Annotated in this window: 18 protein-coding genes and 1 pseudogene; 9 read left to right on the forward strand and 10 right to left on the reverse strand. The window is 63.9% G+C overall.

The window, feature by feature from the left end; all coding sequences use genetic code 11:
* Positions 1–99 precede the first annotated feature (99 nt).
* The 5 genes from kdsB to C2U47_RS01365 form a co-directional block, all read right to left on the reverse strand.
* Positions 100–879, reverse strand: a complete 780-nt coding sequence (kdsB, locus tag C2U47_RS01345) for a 3-deoxy-manno-octulosonate cytidylyltransferase (protein WP_010675232.1) — start codon at positions 877–879, stop codon at positions 100–102.
* Positions 876–1073: a Trm112 family protein gene (locus C2U47_RS01350; RefSeq protein ID WP_010675233.1), complete on the reverse strand. Its 198-nt coding sequence runs from the start codon at positions 1071–1073 to the stop codon at positions 876–878. The genes kdsB and C2U47_RS01350 overlap by 4 nt, the downstream gene beginning before the upstream one ends.
* 112 nt (positions 1074–1185) lie before the next feature.
* Positions 1186–2184, reverse strand: coding sequence for a tetraacyldisaccharide 4'-kinase (gene lpxK / locus C2U47_RS01355; RefSeq protein WP_010675234.1), 999 nt, complete (start codon positions 2182–2184; stop codon positions 1186–1188).
* Complete coding sequence (msbA, locus tag C2U47_RS01360) at positions 2184–3953, reverse strand: lipid A ABC transporter ATP-binding protein/permease MsbA (RefSeq protein WP_010675235.1); 1770 nt, start codon at positions 3951–3953, stop codon at positions 2184–2186. Before msbA ends, lpxK begins: the two co-directional genes overlap by 1 nt.
* A gap of 134 nt (positions 3954–4087) precedes the next feature.
* Positions 4088–6316, reverse strand: a complete 2229-nt coding sequence (locus tag C2U47_RS01365) for a DNA internalization-related competence protein ComEC/Rec2 (RefSeq protein WP_080560536.1) — start codon at positions 6314–6316, stop codon at positions 4088–4090.
* A gap of 28 nt (positions 6317–6344) precedes the next feature.
* On the opposite strand from C2U47_RS01365, the gene C2U47_RS01370 reads away from it, so the two are divergent.
* The 3 genes from C2U47_RS01370 (at position 6345) to C2U47_RS01380 (ending at position 8972) form a co-directional block, all read left to right on the forward strand.
* Positions 6345–6863 carry a DUF2062 domain-containing protein gene (locus C2U47_RS01370; RefSeq protein WP_010675237.1) on the forward strand — a complete coding sequence of 173 codons (519 nt, stop codon included), beginning with the start codon at positions 6345–6347 and terminating at the stop codon, positions 6861–6863.
* On the forward strand, positions 6857–7351 hold the full coding sequence (locus C2U47_RS01375; RefSeq protein ID WP_042017571.1) for a DUF2062 domain-containing protein: 495 nt from the start codon (positions 6857–6859) through the stop codon (positions 7349–7351). The genes C2U47_RS01370 and C2U47_RS01375 overlap by 7 nt, the downstream gene beginning before the upstream one ends.
* Positions 7352–7466: 115 nt before the next feature.
* Complete coding sequence (locus tag C2U47_RS01380; protein WP_010675239.1) at positions 7467–8972, forward strand: helicase HerA-like domain-containing protein; 1506 nt, start codon at positions 7467–7469, stop codon at positions 8970–8972.
* Between the two features lie 79 nt (positions 8973–9051).
* Here the strand turns inward: C2U47_RS01380 and C2U47_RS01385 are convergent, their stop codons facing one another.
* The 3 genes from C2U47_RS01385 to omp38 all read right to left on the reverse strand — a co-directional run bounded on the left by C2U47_RS01385 (position 9052) and on the right by omp38 (position 12564).
* Positions 9052–10242, reverse strand: coding sequence for an amino acid aminotransferase (locus C2U47_RS01385; RefSeq protein ID WP_041213134.1), 1191 nt, complete (start codon positions 10240–10242; stop codon positions 9052–9054).
* 135 nt (positions 10243–10377) lie between these two features.
* The gene (locus tag C2U47_RS01390; RefSeq protein ID WP_199766836.1) at positions 10378–11319 is read right to left on the reverse strand and encodes a hypothetical protein; all 942 of its coding nucleotides are present in this window, start codon (positions 11317–11319) and stop codon (positions 10378–10380) included.
* A 195-nt stretch (positions 11320–11514) separates the two neighbouring features.
* Entirely contained in the window at positions 11515–12564 is a 1050-nt protein-coding gene (omp38, locus tag C2U47_RS01395; RefSeq protein WP_043153864.1) for a porin Omp38, read from the reverse strand.
* Positions 12565–12946: 382 nt separating this feature from the next.
* Here omp38 and dinG point away from each other — a divergent pair, with 382 nt between their 5' ends.
* The 3 genes from dinG to C2U47_RS01410 all read left to right on the forward strand — a co-directional run bounded on the left by dinG (position 12947) and on the right by C2U47_RS01410 (position 16765).
* A complete protein-coding gene (gene dinG / locus C2U47_RS01400; protein WP_103261354.1) occupies positions 12947–15019 on the forward strand; it encodes an ATP-dependent DNA helicase DinG in 2073 nt (690 codons plus the stop codon).
* 119 nt (positions 15020–15138) lie between these two features.
* On the forward strand, positions 15139–15798 hold the full coding sequence (locus C2U47_RS01405; protein WP_103261355.1) for a YccT family protein: 660 nt from the start codon (positions 15139–15141) through the stop codon (positions 15796–15798).
* A gap of 70 nt (positions 15799–15868) precedes the next feature.
* Complete coding sequence (locus C2U47_RS01410; protein ID WP_103261356.1) at positions 15869–16765, forward strand: histone deacetylase family protein; 897 nt, start codon at positions 15869–15871, stop codon at positions 16763–16765.
* An 89-nt stretch (positions 16766–16854) separates the two neighbouring features.
* Here C2U47_RS01410 and C2U47_RS01415 read toward each other — a convergent pair whose 3' ends face one another.
* Together C2U47_RS01415 and ylqF are read right to left on the reverse strand one after the other, a co-directional pair.
* Positions 16855–18003: an MFS transporter gene (locus C2U47_RS01415; RefSeq protein ID WP_103261357.1), complete on the reverse strand. Its 1149-nt coding sequence runs from the start codon at positions 18001–18003 to the stop codon at positions 16855–16857.
* A gap of 301 nt (positions 18004–18304) precedes the next feature.
* A pseudogene (ylqF, locus tag C2U47_RS01420) lies at positions 18305–19254 on the reverse strand (ribosome biogenesis GTPase YlqF).
* A 341-nt stretch (positions 19255–19595) separates the two neighbouring features.
* On the opposite strand from ylqF, the gene C2U47_RS01425 reads away from it, so the two are divergent.
* From C2U47_RS01425 to C2U47_RS01435, 3 genes are read left to right on the forward strand one after another with little or no spacing between them, the layout of a single operon-like run.
* A complete protein-coding gene (locus C2U47_RS01425) occupies positions 19596–20987 on the forward strand; it encodes an alkaline phosphatase (protein WP_103261358.1) in 1392 nt (463 codons plus the stop codon).
* Positions 20988–21011: 24 nt separating this feature from the next.
* Positions 21012–22379 (forward strand): alkaline phosphatase, encoded by a 1368-nt coding sequence (locus C2U47_RS01430; protein ID WP_174218574.1) that lies wholly within the window; start codon positions 21012–21014, stop codon positions 22377–22379.
* Positions 22380–22429: 50 nt separating this feature from the next.
* Positions 22430–23113 (forward strand): hypothetical protein, encoded by a 684-nt coding sequence (locus tag C2U47_RS01435; RefSeq protein WP_029314749.1) that lies wholly within the window; start codon positions 22430–22432, stop codon positions 23111–23113.
* The last annotated feature ends 7 nt before the right edge of the window (positions 23114–23120 follow it).

Genomic DNA, 23120 nt, shown 5'->3' on the forward strand with positions numbered 1-23120 from the left:
TGCTCGTAAAATTCGTTTTAAATCAAATTATTATACAAAGAATCAATTAAAAAACGGCGCCCTGGGGCGCCGTATTGCATCAAAGCCGTTCCGCCAGCCTCAACCGGCCAGCAGCGCTCGCACCTTGTCGAGATCGGCTTGGGTGTCCACCCCCACCGGCGGGGCTTGCAGCGCCTGGGCCACGTGGATCTTCTCCCCGTACCAGAGCACCCGCAGCTGCTCCAGGGCTTCGACCTGCTCGAGCACGCTCGGTGCCCAGTCCACGTAACGCTGGATGAAGCCGGCGCGATAGGCGTAGATGCCGATGTGGCGCTGGTAGTGATCGCCAATCTGCTCGCGGCTCCCCGCAACGCGATCGCTGGCCGCAAAGCGGTCCCGATCCCAGGGGATGCTGGCGCGACTGAAATAGAGGGCATACCCCTCCCGGTCGGTCACCACCTTGACGGCATTGGGATTGAACGCCTCTTCGGCATCCCTGATCGGCACCGACAGCGTCGCCATGGGCGCGCTGGCCGCGGCCAGGTTGTCCGCCACCTGGCGGATAATGACGGGGGGAATGAGGGGCTCGTCCCCCTGCACGTTGACGATGATGGTATCGGCGGCAAAGCCGTAGTGACGGCACACCTCGGCCAGACGCTCGGTGCCGGACTGGTGATCCGGTGAGGTCATGCACACCTCGAACCCGGCAGCGGCGGCAAAGGGGGCCAGGACCTGCTGCACCCGCTCGTCATCGGTGGCGACGATCACCCGATCGGCACCCGATTGCAGGGCCTTCTCCACCACGTGCTGCACCATGGGCTTGCCGTGAATGTCGGCCAGCGGCTTGCCCGGCAGCCGGGTGGAGGCGTAACGGGCAGGAATGACGACGACGAAACTCATGGCTTCAGCTCTTCCAGCGCCAGGTGACGGGCCCGGTTCTCCAGCAGCACCGGGATCCCCTCCTCCAGGGGATAGGCCAGTCTGTCGAAACGGCAGATGAGCTCCTGAGGGCCCTCGGCGTGCGCTTGATAGTGCAGTTTCCCCTTGCAGACCGGGCAGGCGATGATGTCGAGCAATTTAATATCCAGTGCCACAACGAAACTCCTTTAACGATTTCCCACAGGCGATCTTGCCTGGCATGTCAATGTGCAGGGCCAGCCCCCGAGTCCGGGCGCTGGCCGTCTGTTCCAATCCGGTGGCACCCCGTCAGGGCGCCTGGTGCCCGTTCCCTCTTCCGGGCTGCGGGCCCAGGGTGCGCAGCAGCGCCTCCCCCAGGGCATCGGGCAGCTCGGCGCTGACCGGCAGATACCACCAGTTGTCCGGGGCGAAGGGGCGGCACTTGACCGCATCCTTCTCGGTCATCAGCAAGGGGCGCTGGCCGAAGCGGGCCAGCAGCTCGGCGGCGTCGAACGCCTGGTGATCCCCGTAGCCGACACTCTGCACCAGCTCGTAACCAAGGGCGGTCAGGGTGGCGAAGAAACGGGGGGGATGGCCGATGCCTGCCAGGGCATCCACCGGCCCCGAGAGGGGGGCCGTGAGAGGCGCATCATCGCACACCCGGCGCAGGGTATCCGGCACCAGGCGCATGGCGTATTCGCCACGGGCGGGTTCGCCGCCGTTGCAGATGATGGCGTCCACCCGCTTGAGGCGGGTCGTGGGCTCGCGCAGCGGCCCCATGGGCAGCAGACAGCCATTGCCAAAGCGGCGCGCACCGTCCACCACCACCAGTTCGATGTCACGGGCCAGGGCATAGTGCTGCAGGCCGTCGTCGGTGACGATGATGTCCACCTCACCGCTTTGCTCCAGCAACCGCACAGCATCGGCCCGTCTGGGGGCCACCGCCACGGGGCAGCCGCAGCGTCTGGCGATGAGCACGGGCTCATCCCCGGCCTCGGCCGGGGTACTGCTCTCATCCAGTCGATAGGGGTAATGGGGCGCCTTGCCGCCATAGCCGCGGCTCACCACGCCCGGGCGCCAGCCCCGGGCCTGGAGTTGTTCCACCAGCCAGACCACCACCGGGGTCTTGCCGTTGCCCCCCACCGAGAGATTGCCCACCACCACCACCGGCAGGGTGGCCCGATAGGCGCTGAACCAGCCCCGGCGATACCCCAGACGGCGGACGCCGCTGATGAGGGCAAACAGCAGGGCGAAGGGGGCCAGCCCCCAGCGCCAGAGGCTGTTCCCGTACCAGAGTCTGGCCAGCATCAGCCCTTGTTACCCGTGGCTGTATTACCAAACTGAATGGCCCGCAGCTGGGCATAAGTACCATGCATGTCCATCAGGGTTTGGTGGTTGCCGCGCTCGACGATGTGTCCTTCGTCGATCACCAGGATTTCGTCCGCCTTCTCGATGGTGGAGAGGCGGTGGGCGATCACGAGGGAAGTGCGCGCCTTGCACAGCTCGTCGATGGCCGCCTGGATGTGGCGCTCGGACTCGGTGTCCAGGGCCGAGGTGGCTTCGTCCAGCAGCAGCACCGGGGAGTCCCGCAGCAGGGCGCGGGCGATGGCGATGCGCTGGCGCTGGCCGCCGGAGAGGGAGGCGCCGTTCTCGCCGATGACGGTGTCATAGCCTTCCGGCATCTTGCTGACGAAGTCGTCCGCATGGGCGATGCGGGCCGCCTGCTTGATCTCGTCGCGGCTGTACTTCTCTTCCGCCGCGTAGGCGATGTTGTTGGCCACGGAGTCGTTGAACAGATGCACGTGCTGGGAGACCAGGGCGTACTGCTTGCGCAGCTCGCTCAGGCGGTATTCGCGGATGTTGACGCCATCCAGCAGAATTTCCCCCTCTTCGATGTCATAGAAGCGGGTCAGGAGGCTCGCGATGGTGCTCTTGCCGGAACCGGAACGCCCCACCAGGGCCACCGATTTGCCTGCCTCCACCTTGAAGCTGATGTTGCGCAGCGCTGGTGTCTCCTTGGTCGGGTAGGTGAAGGTGACGTTGCGAAACTCGATTTCACCTCGGGCACGTTCCAGGGTGCGGGTGCCGGTGTCCTGCTCCGGGGTGGAGTCCAGCAGACCGAACAGGCTCTGGCAGGCGGTGATGCCGCGCTGGAACTGGTTGTTCACGTCGGTCAGGCTTTTCAGCGGCTTGAGCAGCATCATCATGGAGGTGACCATGACGGTGAAGGTGCCCGCAGTCAGGGTCGCCTTGACGCTGTCGATGGTGGCGACATAGAGGAAGACCGCAAGAGCCACGGAGGCCACCATCTGGACGATGGGGCTGCCGATGGCGTCGGCGGCGACCATCTTCATGGTCTGCTGGCGCATCCGGTTGCTCACCTGGTAGAAGCGCTTGTCCTCCACCTCCTGACCCCCGAACATCAGCACCTCTTTGTGCCCCTTGAGCATCTGCTCGGTGGAGGTGGTGATGTCACCCACCGCCTGCTGGATGTGGCGGCTTATCTTGCGAAAACGTCGGCTGATGATGCTGATGAGGATCCCGACCAGGGGCCCCACCACCAGGAAGATCACCGACAACTGCCAGGAGTGCCAGAACATCAGGCCCAGCAGGCCGATGACAGTGGCCCCTTCCCGCACCAGGGAGACCAGGGTCGAGCTCGCGGCGGACGACACCTGACCGGCGTCATAGGTCACCTTGGAGAGCAGGTTGCCGGTGTTCTGGCGGTCGAAGAAGCTCATGGGCATGGCCATCAGGTGGCTGAACACCTGCTGCTGCAGGCGCATCACCACGTGGTTGCCGACCCAGGCCATGCAGTAGTTGGAGAGGAAGGCGGCGCAGCCGCGCAGAGCCACGATGCCGAGGACGAAGAAGGGCATCCACTTGAGCACGCTGCTGTCGTTGCCGTTGAGCCCCTGATCGATAAGCGGTTTGATGGAGTAGACGAAGGTGGTATCCACGGCCGCGTAACCCAGCATGCCAATGATGCCGCCCACCAGACCCAGCTTGCGATCCCGGACATAACCGAGCAGGCGCTTGAAGACGGTCCAGCTCTCTTGTGAGGTTTCTTGTTGCATGAATAGCCGTTAATAAGGGAAATGACGGGCTATTCTAGCCAAACCTTGGAGCTACACCAAGCGCCGCTGGCGCGATGGCTACAACCCGGGTCACAAATGAAGGCCGCCCCTTGCCGGGCTGGCTCACCGGATCCTCACTCCCTTCCCCATACCTGCGGCTGCCACCAGGGGCCGCCACGCCTGTACCAGGGCCCCTGCTCCCGCTCGGCCCGGATCCTGAGCCCCGCGTCCCCCGGCTCGATCAGGATGGCGCCCGCCTCCCCCGTGACCCACTGCCGCGCCCCCTGGTATCGCGCCACCACCTCGGGGCGGGGAAAGCCCCACTGGTTCATGAAGCCTGCGCTGTGCACCACGAAGGCAGGTTTCACCGCCGCCACGAAGGGGGCCGTGGAGGAGGTGCGACTGCCATGATGCGGGCTCACCAGCAGGGTGCTGGCCAGCCCCGCGCCCTCCCCCTCCTCCAGCGCCTGCGCCAGCAGGCGGCGCTCCGCCTGCTGCTCGATGTCGCCGCTCAGCAGCAGCCGATGGCGCCCGTCGTCCAGCTGCACCACGCAACTGTCGTTGTTGCGCCCTGCCCCGGCTGCCAGGGGCCAGAGCACCCGCACATCCAGCCCCTGCCAGTGCCACTGCTGACCTCGGCGGCAGGCCTGGGTAGCCGGTGTAAAGGGGAAGGAGGAGAGCTCCCGGCGTACCGCCATGCTCTGCAGCAGAGCCTGCCGGTTGCCCGCGTGATCCCTGTCTCTGTGGCTGATGATCAGGGTGTCGATCACCCGGATGCCGAGCCGGTTGAGCAGGGGCAGGATGGCCGCATCCGCCATGTTGTAGCCCCCGGGGTAGCGATCCCCGGTATCAAACAGGATGGCCCGCTCCCCCCGGGTGACGAGCACCGAGAGCCCCTGCCCCACGTCCAGCACCCTCACCTGCCAGGAAGCGGGAGCAGGCCAGAGGGCGAGCAGCATGGCCGCCGCCACTGGCCCCCCCAGGGCGCGCCCTCCCGGCAGGTGCCATCCCGTCCACAGCAGGATCAGCAGGGCGCTGGCGGGCATCAGCCAACCGGGCACCGGCCACCAGAGCTGCAGGCGATCCGCCAGCTGCGTGAGCCCCCACAGCACCCACTCCAGGCCGAAGGCGGAGACCCAGAGCAGGCCGTGGGCCAGCAACGTGGAGAGGGGCGCCACCAGCACGCCGATGAGCGCCAGGGGAATGATGACAAGGCAGAACAGCGGCAGTGCCAGCAGATTGAGCAGAAACGCCAGGGGCGCCATCCCCTCGAACAGCAGCAGTTGCAGGGGCAGCAATCCGAGCAGCAGCAGAAGTTGCAGCCGCACCAGGCCGGGGCGATCGTGCAACAGGCTCGCCAGCAACAGCAGGGCCACCGCCAGAAAAGAGAGCCAGAACCCCGCCGAATAGAGGGCGAAAGGGTCCCACAATGTCAGCACCACAAAGGCCCACAGCCAGATCCGGTGGCTCGGCCAGTCCCGCTTTAGCCAGCGCAGCAGGCTCCACACCAGCACCATGATGAGGGCACGCTCGGTGGCCACCGCAAACCCCGCCAGCCAGCTGTAGGTGGCCGCGAACAGGAGTGACACGCAGATAGCCCCGCGCAGCCCGAACAGCCGCCCGAGCCACCAGCCGAGCACCGCTACCAGAGCAATATGCTGGCCCGAGATGGCGATGATGTGGGTCAGGCCGCTGCCGCGAAAGAGTTCCCACTGGGCATCCGTGATCCCTCCCTGTTCCCCGAAGGTGAGGGCCGCCAGCAGGGGGGCCTGCGCCATCCCCTCCCAGGCGCGACTCGCCGCCGCCAGCCAGCGATCGCGCACACCCGGGGGCACGGCATCCAGGGCGATGACCCGGCGCAGGTTGCCGGTGGCGGTGATCCCCTTGCCAAGGAGCAGGCGCCGCCCATCCATCCCCGCTTCGTTGGCCAGGCCATGGGCCGGCTTGAGAGAGGTCACCAGGGTGACGCGGCTGCCGGCAGGCAACGGCGGCAACACCTGATAGGCATTGACCCGCACCAGGGGTGGCACGATGAGGGGGCGATCGTCCAGGGTGTCGAGGCGCAGCAGCAGGCGCGCAAATTTATCCCCCTCTTTCTCTCCCGAAGACTCCGTACTTTGCACGTGTGCGGTTATGATGTGGCTCGTTTTTTTGCCAAGCTGATCCAGCCAGGCAAGCCGGTAGTGCAAATTCACCTGCATCCAGAGGATGCCGAGCAGCAGAAACAGCAGCCGCCAGCAACGACCACCGGCGAGGGGGAGCGCGAGCAGCAGCATCAGGCCACCCCATTCCCATGAAGGCAGCCATGGCCAAAGCAGTGAGGAGCTTGCCCCCAGGGCAAACGACAACAGACGCAGATCCATGGAGCAAGTATTTAGCAAGGTTCAGAACATGCCCAAACGAATCATACAGCGCTGGCTACCCGACCCGGCGACCCTCAAGGAACACAAGCACTTGCGACTCTTTGGCAAGCTGCTGCTGGATGCCAACCTCTGGCATCTCAACCGGCGCTCCGCCGCCGGTGCCTGTGCGGTCGGCCTCTTCATGGCCTGGGTGCCCCTCCCCTGCCAGATGCTGCTGGCCGCTGGCGGCGCCATCGCCTGCCGGGTCAACCTGCCCCTCTCGGTGGCCCTGGTCTGGCTCTCCAACCCCCTGACCATGCCACCGCTGTTTTATGGCGCCTATCTGGTGGGCTGCCAGTTGCTGGGGCAACCCTCCCAGCACATCGAGATCACCTTCACCTGGGCCTGGCTGGTGTCGGTGTTCGAGACGGTGGCCCCGCCGCTCTTGCTGGGCTCCCTGGTGCTTGCCCTGCTGAGCGCCCTCGTCGGCTATGTCCTGGTTCGCGCGGGCTGGCGCCTGAGCACGGTGCGCCAGTGGCAAAAACGCAAGGTGGCGCGCCCATGCTGAACCGCTGGTTGGCCCGCTTCAAGATTGACCCCGATACCCTGCGCCAACAGAAGTGGTTCGCCCTCTTTGGCGAGCGACTGCTGACACCCGCCCTCTGGCAAGGGGGAACGCGGGCCCTCTGTGGCGCCGTGGCGGCCGGGCTGTTCGCCAGCTGGGTCCCCATGCCCATGCACTCCCTGGTGGCCGTCGCCCTGGTGCTGGCGTTCAGCTTCAACCTGCCGCTGGCCCTCTTGGCGGTCTGGTTCAACAACCCGCTGACGCTCCCCTTCATGTACCTCTACGCCTATCGTACCGGTTGCCTGGTGCTGAACGAGACGCCAGCCCCCTTCCATCTCACCTGGTCCCTGCACTGGCTGGAGCAGGAAGCGGCTATCCTGGTGCCCCCCTTCCTGCTCGGCAGCCTGCTGCTGGCGGTGCTGAGCGCTGCCGCTGGCGCCTTGCTCACCCTGCTGCTGTTGCAACTGGGCAAACTGACCCGCCCCCGCTAGGTTGCCAGCACGCCGTCCTTGTCTCGGGCGGCGTGCCTTGCCATCGTCTGCCTCTGCCACCACACTCCTTGTAACCCGTTGTTTTTCGACCCCCATTCGAAACAAGGAGCCCACCATGGCCGAACCGCTCACGCTGGCCCATGCCAATGGCAACCCCCTCTCCCTGCTCCCCGCCATGGCCAATCGCCACGGCCTCATCACCGGGGCCACCGGCACCGGCAAGACAGTCACCCTGCAGGTGCTGGCGGAGGGGTTTTCCCGCCTCGGCGTGCCGGTCTTTCTTGCCGACGTGAAGGGGGATCTGAGCGGCCTGGGCGCCGCCGGCACCCCCTCTGCCAAGCTGGATGCCCGTCTGGCCCAGCTCGGCCTTCAGGCACCCGACTTTGCCGCCAGCCCCACCCTGTTCTGGGATCTCTTCGCCGAAGAGGGCCACCCGGTGCGGGCCACCGTCTCCGACATGGGGCCTCTGTTGCTTGCACGCCTGCTCGGCCTCAACGACACCCAGAGCGGGGTGCTGGAGCTGGTGTTCAAGGTGGCGGACGACGAGGGGTTGCTGCTGCTCGATCTGAAAGACCTGCGGGCCATGGTGCAGTTTGCGGGGGAGCACGCCAAGACCCTCACCACCCGCTACGGCAATGTGTCGACCGCCTCCATCGGCGCCATCCTGCGCAACCTCCTCACCCTGGAGAGCGCGGGCGGCAATCACTTCTTCGGCGAGCCCATGCTGGACATCCAGGATCTGATGCAGACTGACGGGGCAGGCCACGGCCATATCAATGTGCTGGCCGCCGGCAAGCTCACCCAGTCCAGCCGCCTCTATGCCTGCTTCCTGCTCTGGCTGCTCTCCGAGCTGTTCGAACAGTTGCCCGAGATAGGGGATCCGGAAAAGCCCGTGCTGGTGTTCTTCTTCGACGAGGCCCACCTGCTGTTCAAGGATGCGCCCAGGGCACTGCTGGAGAAAATTGAGCTGGTGGTGCGCCTCATCCGCTCCAAGGGGGTGGGCGTCTATTTCGTGACCCAGAGTCCGGCCGACATCCCCGACAGCGTGCTGGGGCAGCTTGGCAACCGGGTGCAGCACGCCCTGCGCGCCTTCACCCCGAGCGATCAGAAGGCGGTACGCATCGCCGCCAACACCCTGCGGGCCAACCCTGCCTTCGACGCCGCCGGAGCCATCACTGAACTGGGGGTCGGGGAAGCGCTCATCTCCCTGCTCGACGAGAAGGGGCGGCCCAGCGTGGTGGAGCGCGCCTTCATCGCGCCCCCGGCCAGCCGCATCGGCCCCCTGAGCGCGGCCGAGCGCCAGGCGCTTATTCAGGGCTCATTGCTCTACGGCAGATACGACACCCAGGAGGACAGGGAGTCCGCGTTCGAGCGGCTTCAGGAGGCATCGCCCGCCGCCGATGACGAGACCGCTTCCCCACAGACCGACCAGGGCGGCGGTCTGCTGGATGCCTTGAATGGCATCCTGTTCGGTCGCACCGGCCCCCGTGGTGGCCAGCATGACGGGGTGGTGCAGACCGCCGCCAAGAGCGTGGCCCGCACCCTCGGCAACGAGGTGGGACGCCAGCTTATGCGCGGGGTGCTCGGCTCCCTGCTGGGGAGCAGCAAGCGGCGCCGCTGATGCCGGAAAATGAAAAAGCCCGCCGTGTCGGCGGGCTTTTTATGGCTGAAGCAAGGCGCTTGGCGCAGATGCTTCTCTCTTACAACACCTTGGCGATGGCGTCGCAGAGGGGATCAATGTTGGCGCGGGTGATGCCTGCCACGCTGATCCGGCCGGAGCCGACGATGTAGATGGCGAATTCGCTCTTGAGGCGCTCCACCTGATCCTTGGAGAGACCGGAGAAGGAGAACATGCCGTTCTGTTCGCGGATGAAACTGAAATCCTGGTTCACCCCCCGCTCGGCCAGCTTCTCCACCAGCAGCTCACGCATCTCGCGAATGCGCACCCGCATGGCGGCCACTTCTTCCACCCACTCCGCATAGAGGGCCGGGTCGCTCACCACGGTGGTGACAACGGCGGCGCCGTGTGACGGCGGGTTGGAGTAGTTGGCACGAATGACGGTCTTCACCTGGGTGAAGGCGACGTCGGCCACCGCCTTGGTCGCGCAGACCAGGGTGAAGGCGCCGACCCGCTCGTTGTAGAGGCCGAAGTTCTTGGAGAACGAGCTTGCCACCAGCAGCTCGTCGTGGCACTCGGCGAAGATGCGAAGGCCTTCGGCATCCTCTTCGATACCCCGGGCGAAGCCCTGATAGGCGAAGTCAAAGAGCGGCAGCCAGCCGGCGGCAGCACTCTGACTGGCCAGGGCACGCCACTGCTCGGTGGTGGGGTCGATACCGGTCGGGTTGTGGCAGCAGCCGTGCAGCAGCACCAGATCCCCCGCCTGCGCGTCAGACAGGGAGGCCTGCATGGCGGCGAAGTCGAGCCCCTTGGTGGCGGCGTCGTAGTACTTGTACCACTTGACGGTCAAACCGGCCGCCTGGAACACGCTGACGTGGTTCGCCCAGGTGGGATCGGAGATCCAGATGGTCTTGGCGAGATTGTTGCGTACCACGAACTCGGCGGCGATGCGCAGGGCACCGGTACCGCCCGGCGCCTGCGCTGTCTTGGCGCGGCCGCTGGTCACCAGGGCGGCATCACGGCCGAACAGCAGTTGCTGCACGATGCGGCCGTATTCGATATTGCCTTCGATACCGAGGTAGTTCTTGGTCTTCTCGTCGGTCAAGAGCTTCTGCTCGGCTTGCTTGACGCAGTGAAGGATAGGAGTGGCACCGGTCTCATCCTTGTAGATACCGACCCCCAGATTGATCTTGTGGCTGCGAGTGTCGGCACGGAAGGCTTCGGTCAGGCCCAGGATCGGATCCGCTGGGGCGGCAACAACCTTTTCAAACATGGTATTCCCTGTAGTCCGTTGAGTTCGTTGGCTGGCAAAGTAGGTTGGCAAACAAAAGCGCCCGTCCAGGGAGCGCTTCGTCAGCTCTTTATACCACTGCCTTCCATAGGGGAAAACCGCTTTCTCGGCGCCGCCTCAACCAATCCCGTGCCAATCCGGTGCCAGGGCACACACCTCGACCGACAGACCCCGATTCGACTCCACCAGATCATTGCACTGCGCCAGCAGCGCACGGGGGATACGGCTCGGCTCCCAGGGCCGGCCATCCCCCAGGGGAACCCCGTAAGCCGCCTTGATGGGCACCAGATCCCGGGGCAACCACCAGCTCGCCGGTCTCCCCAACCGCTGGGCCAATGCCAGTACTCTGTCGACCCCGGCCGGATCCAGGGCGGTGAGGTGGCTCCAGAGGGTCTGGTGCGGCAAGGCGGCGATCAGGGGCTCCAGCGTGCCGGGATCCTCGGCGGGATACCAGACCAGCAGGGCGTCGGCGGGCAGTGGCAACTCGGCGAAGGCGCCGACGGCATCGGTTGTGATCACCCGCTGTATCTCCCCCTCTCCCCAGAGGATCTTGCCAAGCTGCGCCAGGGTGCGGGCTGGCAGCGCCACCTCCCCCAGGGTCTGGAGCCAGGGGGCGGCATCCAGCAGGGTGCCGCCGCTGAGAAACAGGCTGAACGGCCGTGCGGCCCGCAGACGAAGGGGCAGATCACTGCAAAGCCGGATCCCCTTGTCTTCGAAGTCGATCTGCTCGATGGGGCTGAAATGACCCTCCCCCTTGCGATACAGGGCCGCCAGCACCCGCTCGTTGACCCTCTCCCCCAGTTGCCAGCCGTGGGATTGCAGCCACTCCTCGGGTTCCGGCGGGGCACTGGCCATCTTCGCCAGCATCAGCTCCCGGGTCAGATAGCGGTGCCCGGCAGGGGTGAGCTCATAGTGATGATTGCCAAGGGCCAGCAGCAACTGGTTGTCCCGAAGCATGCCGATGAGCGGCTGCCATTGACGACCGCGAACAGCCTGGGAGCCGCCGCTCAGCAACTGCTGTGCCAGCGCGCGCCACTCGGGGTGGGTGAAATCGATCAAAGGCATCCTTCCCTGTCGGCCAATCTGCTTCAACAAATTGAATAATCTAGCGATTTACCAGAGGAGAACCAAGGGGGCAAGGAAGACAACGTGATATGGCGCAGGGCCAGAGGACGAAAAGTGGTGAAGGGGCCAAAAAACAGAACGGCCAAGCGAGCTTGGCCGTTCATCAACTAAATCAGCGCAGAGGCTAGATTAGAAGTTGTATTGCAGGGCAACAGTGAACTCGTCGTCCATCTTGTCGATACCCTGGATTTTGTACTCGGTGTAGGCTTTCAGCTTGGAAGTGAAAGCGTACTGTACGCCCAGCAGGGTTTCGTCAACCATGTCTTCGTAGGAAGAACCAGCAGTGTTGTCCTTGCCTTCCTTGAAGTTGTAACCAGCCAGGAAGGTCCAGGCATCAACGTTATAGGAAGCAGCCAGCTCGTAGCCACGACCTTCACCCTTGTAGCCAGTGGTGTCGTTCTTCAGATCGCCTTCGGTGTAAACACCAGCGAAGTAGAAGCCGTTGATGGCGTAGTGTGCGCCCAGAGCCCACTCGGACTTCTCACCAGTGTTGGTATTGGTGGTGCTCTCGAGGTCGGAGTAAGCATAACCGGCGTTCAGGCCCAGACCGAAGTCAAAGTCGTAACCGGCGGCAGCTGCGTAACCGTAGTTGCGCTTGATGCCAGGGAATTCGGTAGTGAAGGAGTTACCACCAACATCAGCCACTTTGACGGCTTCATTGTCATTGGTCTGGTAGGACAGTTTGCCCTTGAAGCCACCGAAGCTGTTGGAGTAGATGATCTGGCCTTCTTGACGACCGTCGTAGAAGTTACCGTAGCTGCCCCACTCGTTGAAGATATCGGTTGCTTCCAGCACGTCGTAGAACGCGGTGTCGGTCTGGCCGAAGATGATCTTGCCGTACTGGGTGCCATCAAAACCAGCATAGATATGACGAGACTTAAATTTGGAGTCGTCAGAGTTTTCGGCAGCTACTTGCCACTCGGTCTTGGCGATAGCGGACCAGGTGTTGTTCAGCGCAACTTTACCGGACCAACCCAGACGGGAGGTACCGATCAGCTCTGCATCACCCTGTGTATCAGCTTGAGTGAGAGGATTGGGGTTATCACTGTCACCGTAGTAGTTAGCCTGAACACGGCCGTAGATATCAAAAGAGGTGCCGTCTTTGTCGTAAACGACAGCAGCGTTGGCTGCGGATGCGAACAGAGCCGGGATAGCAATAGCCAGAATTGTCTTTTTCATAGTTTCCAATGCCTACTGTAATTAAACACTAAGTCCTTGTTATTCCCTGTGTTAGCGATGTTCTTTGCATCACTATGGCGCCGAGACTATCACCGGGTTTTCGAATCCGCAATGAAAAAACTTGGAACTTTTTATGAAAACCATAGTCACAGGGAAAAATTTGTGAGCTGAATCTCACAATGTTTGCCCCATCAGGGAAAACGTTTACAGCGATACTCTCTGCCTGAATCCCTCTTTTTTGGTGGTTTATTGCAACCCCCTGTTCCCTCATAACATATGTGCAAAGCCGGGGCTGACCCGACTGCTTCTCCCCTGCCTCGACCCGGGCCGCCTGTTGCGGGTATCCTGTTGCCATCCACACCGACACGGCCACACCTTCTTTATGCTATCGACTCGCCTCAAAGCCACCATCCGCAATACCTATCGCCAGATTGCCGATGGTTTACCCGGTTTTGTGCCGCGCAAGGAGCAGAACTTTCTGGTGGCCGAAATCGCCAAGACCCTGACGGGAGAATATGACAGGAGTCGCCGCATCCTGGTGGCAGAGGCCGGCACCGGCATCGGCAAATCCCTCTCCTATGCCCAGGGCGCCATCCCGGTGGCACGCCTCACCCAGAAGAAGCTGGTGATCTCCACCGCCACCGTGGCCCTGCAGGAGCAGCTCATCCACAAGGATCTCCCCTTTTATCACCGCCACAGCGAGCTGCCGTTTCGCTTCATGCTGGTCAAGGGGCGCCAGCGTTACTGCTGCGAACACCTGCTGGAGCAGGCGGCGAGCGGCATCGACATGGCCAACTTCGAGCTCGACTTCGGGAGTTTAAGCAAGCACAAGCCGTCAGACTCCGACAAGGCGTGCTATGAGGCGCTATGGCAGGCTTACACGGGGGGCAAGTGGGACGGCGATCGGGACAACTGGCCCAAACCCATTACGGACCCTTGCTGGGATCGTATCGCCGCCGATCGCCACACCTGCAACAAGGCGCTCAGCCACCACCAGCACTGCCCCTTCCACCGTGCCCGCAACGACATGGACGCCGCCGACGTGCTGGTGGTCAACCATGCCCTGCTGCTCTCCGACCTCACCATGGGGGGCGGCATCATCCTGCCTCCCCCCGACGAGTGCATCTATGTGCTGGATGAGGCTCACCACCTGCCGACCATCGCCCGGGATCACGGCGCAGCGAGCGCCAGCATCAAGGGCTCCCGCCGCTGGCTGGAGAAGCTGGTGCAAAGTGCCGGCAAGCTGGCGCGGGCCCTCAACAAGGAGAGCCTGCTCGATCCCCAGCTGAAGCTGCAGGATGCCCTGGCCTCTCTCCAGCCGGATCTCAAGGCCCTCGAGCAGTGGCTCATCAGCAATGACCACCTCTTTGGCGGCGAGCCCCACCACAGATTCGCCGATGGGGTGCTGCCGGATCCCCTGCCCATGCTGGCGGAAAACCTCAAGGAGGCGAGCAAGAAGGCGCTGCGGGCGCTGGACAGGATGCAGGGAGCCATCGGCGAGGCGCTCAAAGATGGCGAGATCCGCCGCAAGGAGGCCGAGCCCCTGCTGGCGGAGAGCGGTTTTCACTTGCAACGGCTCGAGAGCTTCTGCGCCCTCTGGGAGATGCTGAGCCGCCACGTGCCCGCCGGCAAGACACCGCTCGCCCGCTGGATGGCCAGGAGCGAGGACGGGGACATCTGGCTGCACGCCTCCCCCATCGAGGTAGGCTATCTGCTGGAGGAGTGGCTCTGGTCCCGCTGCCTCGGGGCCGTACTGGTCTCTGCCACCCTCACCGCCCTCTCCTCCTTCAGCTATTTCCGCCACCAGGTGGGGCTCAAGGAGCACGATGGCACCCGCTATCTGCGGCTGCGCTCCCCCTTCGACTACCACAAGGCCGAGCTCTATCTGCCCAGGATGACTAATGAACCGAGCGCCCCCGCCTTTACCCAGGAACTGATCGACACCCTGCCCCGCCTGCTGGCAGGCAAGGAGGCGAGCCTGGTGCTCTTCTCCTCCTACCGGCAGATGAACGAGGTGGCGGCGGGGCTCAGGGCCAAGGGGATGTCGTTGCTGGTGCAGGGGGAAGCGTCGCGCAGTGCCCTGCTCCTCTTGCACAAACAGAAGTGCGACGGCGGCCAGGCCAGCATCCTCTTTGGCACCGGCAGTTTCTCCGAGGGGCTGGATCTGCCGGGGCACTACCTCACCAACCTGGTGATCACCAAGCTGCCCTTTGCGGTGCCGAACTCGCCGGTGGAAGAGGCCACTGCCGAGTGGATAGAGCAGCGCGGCGGCAACCCCTTCCTGCAACTGACGGTACCGGAGGCGTCGCGCAAGCTCATCCAGGCCTGTGGCCGCCTCATCCGAAAAGAGGCGGATCGGGGGCGCGTGACCATTCTCGACCGGCGTCTGTTGACCAAACGCTACGGCAAGGGGCTGCTGGACGCCCTGCCTCCTTTCACCCGGCGAATCGAGTAGGATCGGCTCTCCCGTCGGCAGGACCGCGCCATAAACGGCTATTGCCGCTCCAGGGCAAACCTGCAAAAATGAACCCCTATTTTTCAGTGGGCAATCGCCTGACTGTTCAAGGAGATGAAATGAAACTGACTGTTCTGGTGCCGGCCCTGGCTGGTCTGTTGTGGGCAGGTAGCGCCCTGGCTAATAGCCAACTGGAAATAACCAATCCCTATGTGGTCCAGCTCATCGATGGGGAGTCCATCAACCCCAAGCTGCTCGAAAAGACCAGCAGCTTCCCCATCAGCGCCGGCAAGCACCAGATGGTGGTGGCCTTCGAGGGCAACTACTCCAACCGTAGCGAAATCAAGCTGGTGACCGCCGAGCCCCTGGTGATCAACTTCACCGCCGCCGACAACCAGACCCTGGTGCTGGACTACAAGAAGCCCCGCAACGAAGCGGAAGCCAAGGCCTTCCTGAAAGATCAGAAAGTGGTCCTCAAGGACAAGGCCAGCGGCCAGACCGTCGAGAGCGAGCAGTTCGTCATGCCGACCGTGGGTGGCTTCCAGCTGACCCGCGACTATCAGCAGGAGCTGATCAATATGGGCAAGGCCTTCAACCAGCCCAAGACCGTCGCCATCTCCAGCGCCGCAGTGATGGCCGCCGCCAGCGCACCGGCCGAAGTGGCCCCGAGCAAGGCCATGAGCAATCCGGAAGCCCTGACCCAGCTGCAGAGCTGGTACAACAAGGCCGATGCGGAGACCCGCAAAGCCTTCCAGATCTGGGTGATCCAGCAGCAGTAAGGCGCATCGCACGCCTGCATCGAGGGGAGCCTGGCTCCCCTTTTTCATACCCGTTCATGGCCGATGCTTCATGTCACTGCGCATCTTCTATCACCCCCACTACTCCGCCTTGAGGCTGCCCGAGCGTCACCGCTTCCCCCTGGCCAAGTACCAGGCGCTGTTTGAACGCCTCGTCGCCCTCGACTATCCGCTGGCACAGGCCACCCCTGCCAACCGTGAGCAGATAGAGAAGGTGCACGATGCGGCCTATGTACAGGCCGCCCTCACCGGTACCCTCGATGAAGGAGCCATTCGCCGGCTCGGCTTTCCCTGGTCTCCCCTGCTGATTGAACGTACCCTGCACTCGGTCGGCGCCACCCTGGCCGCCAGCCGCCACGCCCTTGCGCAGGGCTGCGGACTGCAGATTTCCGGCGGCTACCACCACGCACACCGGGGGTTTGGCAGCGGCTTCTGCCTCTTCAACGATCTGGTGATCGCGGCACGAACCTGCCTGGACGAGGGACTCTGCGAGCGGGTACTGATCGTTGATCTCGATGTCCATCAGGGGGATGGCAGCGCCGCCCTGTGCACGGGCAGCCGCGACATCATCACCCTCTCCCTGCACGGGGAACACAACTTCCCCCGTCACAAGCCGGCCTCCCATCTGGACTTTCCCCTGCCAAGCGGCATGGAGGACGACGCCTATCTCGAGACCCTGGACCAGGCCCTCGCCCTGGCTCATCGCCTCTACGCCCCTGACTTCATCCTCTATCAGGCCGGGGTGGATGTGCACCGGGACGACGAGCTAGGCTACCTCTCCCTGAGCGACTCCGGCGTGCGCCAGCGCGATGCCATGGTCTTTGACTCTGCGCTTCGCCACGGGCTGCCCATCACCGCCGTACCGGGAGGGGGTTACCGGCGAGACTGGCAGCAGTTGATCCCGCTGCACCTCTCGCTCTTTGAAGCAGCAAGGCACCGGTTTGGTTGAGCGGCACCACCCGGCCCATGACGAAAAAAGGCGACCCTTGGGTCGCCTCTTCTATATCCAGTGCGCAGGGATGATGACGCCGTCTGCCCTCAGGCATGGGCCATTGGCGTCGGGTGCTCGCCCATCTTGCGCAGCAGCATCAGCAGATAGACAAGGGAGACCCCGGCAATCACCATGAACAGCAGATGATCCGAGTAGTGCTGCATCAGGAGCGCCGTCAGGGTCGGCCCGAGCAGGCTGCCGATGGTGTAGCTCAGCAGCAGCGCCTGGTTCATGGCCACCAGTTGATGCTGCTCGACCTTCTCGCAGGCCCAGGCCATGGCCACCGGATAGAGCGTGAAGCCCGCGGCCCCCAGAATGAACAGCGTCGGTCCCATGGCCGCGTTGCCGAGCATCGCCATGGCCCCCAGGATCACCACTAGCACCTGTACCCGCAGCACCGGCAGGCGCCCGAAACGATCCGCCAGACGCCCCACCGGCCATTGCCCCAGGATGCCGGCGCTCACCATCACCGCCATCCAGTAGCCGATGGCCCCGTCGCTCACCCCCTGGTGGTTCAGATAGAGCGGCATCAGACCATAAAGCACCCCCAGCACGATGCCGGAGAGGATGCAGCCGTTCACCCCCAGACGCGCCTGACGCAGGCGCAGCATCGGCCAGACCGGAGTCCTGGCCTGAAGGTTGCCTGACGGACTGGCGATGCGGGTGAACAAGAGCGGCAGCATGGCCGTCAACACCAGGGCGGTCACCCAGGGCAGCACCGCCATCAGCGACGTCGGTACCTTGCTCACCAGCAGTTGCCCAAGCACGGTGCCCACGTAATAGACCATCATGTAGGCGGCCAGCAGGCGCCCTCGATTGCGGGCGTTGCCGCTGCACATCAGCGCGCTCTCCACCACCACCCAGATCATGGCGCAGCCGACCCCGGCGATGAATCGCCAGGCGAGCCAGCTCCAGAACGCCAGGGTAATGCCGAGCCCGACGCAGCCTGCGGCAAAGAGCGCACTGGCCAGGTAGTAACTGCGATTGAAGCCGCAGCGGGCGATGAGTCTGCCCGCCAGCAGGGTTCCCAGCAGGTTGCCGGTGAAATAGGAGGAGCCGACCATGCCGACCTGCCAGGTGGGCAGATGCTCATGGGCGAGCCAGAGCGGCACCAGGGTATTCAATACCGCGATGGCCAGGGTCAGCAACAGCAGGCCACAGAGCAGGAGCAGCACCGGGCGGGAGTATGTGGTCATGGATAGAACCGTGGGGAGAGGCAAAATGCGAGCGCATCATGCCACCGCCTGTGCCTTTGTCAATCGGCACTGAGGCCGGGTCGCAAGGTTTTTCTGCCCACCGTGATGGCAACGCGGCACGGCCCTCCCCTGACGGGAGCCTCATCCCCTTGATTGGCCGGCACCTTGGTCATGATAAGGGGAACCGGGCGGTTGAATATCGACCCTGTGCCTCCCTCACGCCAGAGCGCCATGACCAGAAGAGGCGACTCTGGGCCGCCTCTTCTTTCTGACAAGCACAACCTATCGTGCACAACGCCGGTCAGCGCTGGCGCTTCTTGGCGTACTTGCGACGAGCCCGGGCCTGGCGCTCCTCTTCCCGCTCCGCCTTCTCCCTGGCTTTCTGCTCAGCCTCGGCCTGGGCTTCCACTATCTCGACGCTCACCATCTCTGGCGTCTCCAGGGAGATCCGCCCCAGCATGCCGGACCGGAATTCATTGACCAGGATTTCCGAGGCCTTGTGCAGATCCGCAAGCCCCCCTTGCGCATGAAGCCGCGCTGACGGGCAATGAGATCCAGCAGCTCGATCTCGGTCTCCGGCAGCTCGCTCAGCTGGTAGCGTGCCTTGATGCGCTCCGGATAGGCCTTGATGAAGTAGTCGGCGGCAAACATGGCGATGTCGGCGTAATCGAAGACGGTATCCTTGATGGCCGCCGTGATCGCCAGTCGATAACCGCAGGAGGGCGGGTTGAGCTTGGGCCACAGGAAGCCAGGGGTGTCCGTCAGGATGACGTGGTTGTCGAGCTTGATCCGCTGCTGGGACTTGGTCACCCCCGCCTCGTTGCCGGTCTTGGCGATGATGCGCCCCGCCAGGGTGTTGATCAGGGTGGACTTGCCCACGTTGGGGATGCCCATGATCATGGCGCGCACCCCGCGCAGCTCGAAGTTGCGCTCCGGCAGCATCTCGTGGCACAGGGTCAGCAACTGCTTGATTTTCTCCGGCTCCTGCTGGGTCAGGGGCAGTGCCTTGATCCCCTTCTCCTGCTCCATGTGGGCCACCCACAGCGCGGTGATCTCGGGGTCGGCAAGGTCTGCCTTGTTGAGCACCTTGATCACCGGCGTCTCCCCACGCAGCTCCGGCACCAGGGGGTTCTCGCTGGAGAAGGGGATGCGGGCGTCGAGCATCTCGATGATGACATCGACCTGGGGCATGACCTCTGCAATCTCTTTGCGGGCCTTGTGCATGTGGCCGGGGAACCAGTTGATGGACATATCCGTTACTCTCTCATTGGCATGCGGTCCCCTCTCGGGGCTGCGGGCGCTCGGGGTTGCGGGTGCGTGGTGATGCGCCAGACCGCTGGCACTCATCGCAAGGGGGCGCATTTTACCTGCTGCGGCCCCGATTTGACAGGCTATTCTGGCCGGGTGTTGTCACCCGGGTGGCCGGATGCCCGCCACGCCACCGGGAGGTGAGTGGCAGAACACAATCAACATAACCCATTGATATAAGATAACATTTACAAGGCGCTTTCACCGCATTGTCATCTCTCTTCACTAAAAGTGTCATCTGCCCCCTCTAGGCTGCGCTCAGGTTTCACAAGGAGCGAACCCCAATGAGAAAGATGGCAGGACTTGCAGTGATGATAGGCGCCGCCCTGGCCGCCGGCTGCAACTCCAACAACGACAGCAACACCCCGGAACCCAGCGCCAAGAACGTGATCTTTTTCCTCGGCGACGGCATGGGTCTCAACACCCTCACCGCCTCCCGGATCTATGGCGTCGGCGAAGAGGGCAGCCTCACCATCGACACCCTGCCGGAAACGGCTTTCATCAAGACCTTCTCCCACGATGCCCAGGTGACCGACTCGGCCCCCTCCATGGCGGCCTACATGACCGGGGTCAAGAGCAACAACGGCGTCATCAGCATGGACAGCGACGCCACCCAGGAGAGCGATTGCAGCCAGAGCGGCGGCAAAGCGGTGACCACCCTGCTGGAGCTGGCCAAGGCCGATGGCCGTGGCACCGGCGTGGTCACCACCACCCGGGTCACCCACGCCACCCCGGCCGCCACCTATGCCCATATCTGCAACCGGGATCTGGAGGCTGATATCGCCGTCCAGATGGTGCCGGGGGGCAGCGGTTACAACAGCGCCCTGAAGGAGGGGCTGGATGTGGTGCTCGGGGGCGGCAGCAGCTTCTTCCTGCCCAGTGCCGACAAGGGCAAGCGGACCGATGGCCGCAACCTCATCGACGAGATGAAGGCGAAGGGCTATCAGTTTGCCGCCACCCTGGACGAGCTGAACCAGGCCGATGCGAGCAAGCCGCTGCTGGGCCTGTTTGGCTCAAGCCACATGAAATATGACCTGGACCGGCCCGCCAGCGAGCCGTCACTGGCCCAGATGACCCTGGCTGCCATCAAGCAGCTCAAGGGCAAAGAGAAGGGCTACTTCCTGATGGTGGAAGGGGGGCGTATCGACCACGCCCTGCACGACACCAACGCCAAGCGCGCCCTGCAGGATACCCTCGCCTTCGACAACGCCATCCTGGCCGCCATCAATGAAGTGAAGAAAACCGATCCCGAGCTGAAAAACACCCTGATCGTGGTCACCGCCGACCATGACCACACGCTTGTGCTCAACGGGTACGCCAAGCGCACCGGCAAGACCACGGCAGGCAATGCGGGCGTGCTCGGGCTGGTGAAAAACTACGAGACCGGCGAGCCGAGCAAGGATAGCGATGGCATGCCCTACACCATCATCGGCTTTGGCAACGGCTACAACCGAGTGGATGGCCCGCGCAGCAGCGTGGCGGCCCTCGACGACGCCACCGTCTCCGCCGACGACTATCACCAGGAGGTGGTGGTCAAGGTGGGCGAGATAGGCAACGAGACCCACGGCGGTACCGATGTCTTCCTCGGCGCCATCGGCCAGGGGGCGGAGCGCTTCCACGGCTCTCTCGACAACACCGCCGTGTTCGGCAAGATCAAGGCTGCGGCCAAGCTGTAAGGGATTATCAGGATGAACATCACCATGAAAAAGACGCTGGTCTGCACCGCCCTGCTCGGCACGCTTGGCGGCCTCTCCCAGGCGCACGCCGCCGATGCCAAGAACGTCATCCTCTTTATCGGTGACGGCATGGGTCCCACCGTGCTCACCGCCACCCGCCTGTTCAAGGTGGGGGAAGAGGGGGATCTCGAGATGATGAAACTGCCCCAGAGCGCGCGCATCAAGACCTTCTCCCACGATGCCCAGACCACGGACTCCGCCCCCTCCATGGCGGCCTACACCACCGGCGTCAAGATGAACAACGAGGTGATCGCCATGAGCAGCGACACCAGGGCCGTGGCACCGTCCAAGGATGCCAACGGCAACAAGGGCATCAACAACTGCACCAGCGACAACGGAAGCCCGGTGCCCACCATTCTCGAGCTGGCCAAGGCAGCCGGCAAGTCGGTGGGAGCCGTCACGACCACGGAGCTCACCCATGCCACCCCGGCGGCGACCTATTCCCATATCTGCCACCGGGATGCGGCCTACGCCATCGCCGAGCAGGCGGTACCGGGCGGCGCCGGCTTCAACCAGGCGCTGGGGGATGGGGTCGATGTGCTGATGGGGGGCGGCGCCAACCACTGGACGCCCTACAGCGCCAGCAACAAGGGCGGCCGGGCCGACGGCCGGGATCTCACCGCCGAGCTGACCGCCCGGGGCTACCGCTATGTCACCACCAAGGATGAGCTCTCTGCTGTCAACTCGGGCAAGGTGCTGGGGCTGTTCAGCACCAAGTCCCACCTCGACTACGAACTGGACCGCGTCGCCAAGGGGGCGGCCAGTACCCAGCCGTCCCTCTCCGAGATGACCGCCAAGGCGATCGATCTGCTCAGCCAGAACAGCCAGGGCTACTTCCTGATGGTGGAGGGGGGACGTATCGACCACGCCCTGCATGCCACCAACGCCAAGCGATCCCTGACCGATGCGGTGGCGCTGGACGAGGCGGTCAAGACGGCCCTCGGCAAAGTGGATTTGAGCGATACCCTGATCGTGGTCACCGCCGACCACGACCACACCATGACCATCAACGGCTATTCAGCCAAGGGCAACAAGGTGCTGGATCTGGTCAAGAACGCCGATGGCTCGACCCAGAACGACGCGGACGGCAAGCCGTTCACTACCCTGGTATTCGGCAACGGCCCCAACCGCCAGGACCAGCGTCCCACCCTCACCAGCGATGAGGTGATGGCGGATGACTACCTGCAGGAGACCGGGGTCAAGCTCGGCTCCGAGACTCACGGCGGCGGAGATGTGATGCTGTTCGCGGGCGGCGCAGGCAGCAGCCAGTTCAAGGGCACCCTCGACAACACCCGGGTGTTCGGCAAGCTCAGGGAGGCCCTCGGCCTGTGATAAAGGGGCCCGGCACCTCGCCGGGCACCTTTTCCGTCGAGCGAGAGACGATGATGAAATATCTGCTTTCTTTATGGCTGCTGGGCAGCGCCCTCTCCTTCCCCCTCCTGGCCGACGAGGTGCCCGATCTGGCCGCCCGCATCCGCTACGTGGACAGGGTGACCGGCAGCGACGGCATCACCCGGGAGAGCCAGTGGCAGGAGAAGTGGCTGCGGGTCGGTGACCAGGTGTGGAGCCAGCGGCTCATTCCCGTTCCCCTGGCCCGTGCCTATCACGCCACCCATGATGCCCGCCCCGGCCACAAACACTTCACTCACCAGATGGCGGCACGCTGGGTCACCCGCAGCGAGGGAGACGCACTCCAGTTGCGCTACGCCGATGCCTGGCACAACCAGCTGGTGGAGGTACCGCAGGAGGAGTACGGCCAGGTGGCCTTCAAACCGGAGTGGGCGCGGATCCGCCACCTCATCAACCCTTCCCTGTTAGAGGGAATGACACCGCTGGATGAGGCCGCCCCCGACCAGGCGAACTGGTATGAGACCCGCGAAGGTCGCCAGCGTACCCGCATCCTCTGGTCGAGCCGCTGGCAGTTGCCCCTGGTGGTGGAGTCGGCAAGCCTCGACGGTTATCGCAGCTACCGGATGGAGGTGACGCTCAAGCCGCTGCCAAAGACCCTCCCCTGGCAGCAACTGGCAGGGTACCAGACCCTTGATCTGCGGGATTTCTTCGACTGATCCCCCC

Origin of the sequence: Aeromonas sp. ASNIH7 (genome assembly GCF_002903485.1) — a bacterium.
In the GTDB taxonomy this organism is placed as follows: domain Bacteria; phylum Pseudomonadota; class Gammaproteobacteria; order Enterobacterales; family Aeromonadaceae; genus Aeromonas; species Aeromonas caviae.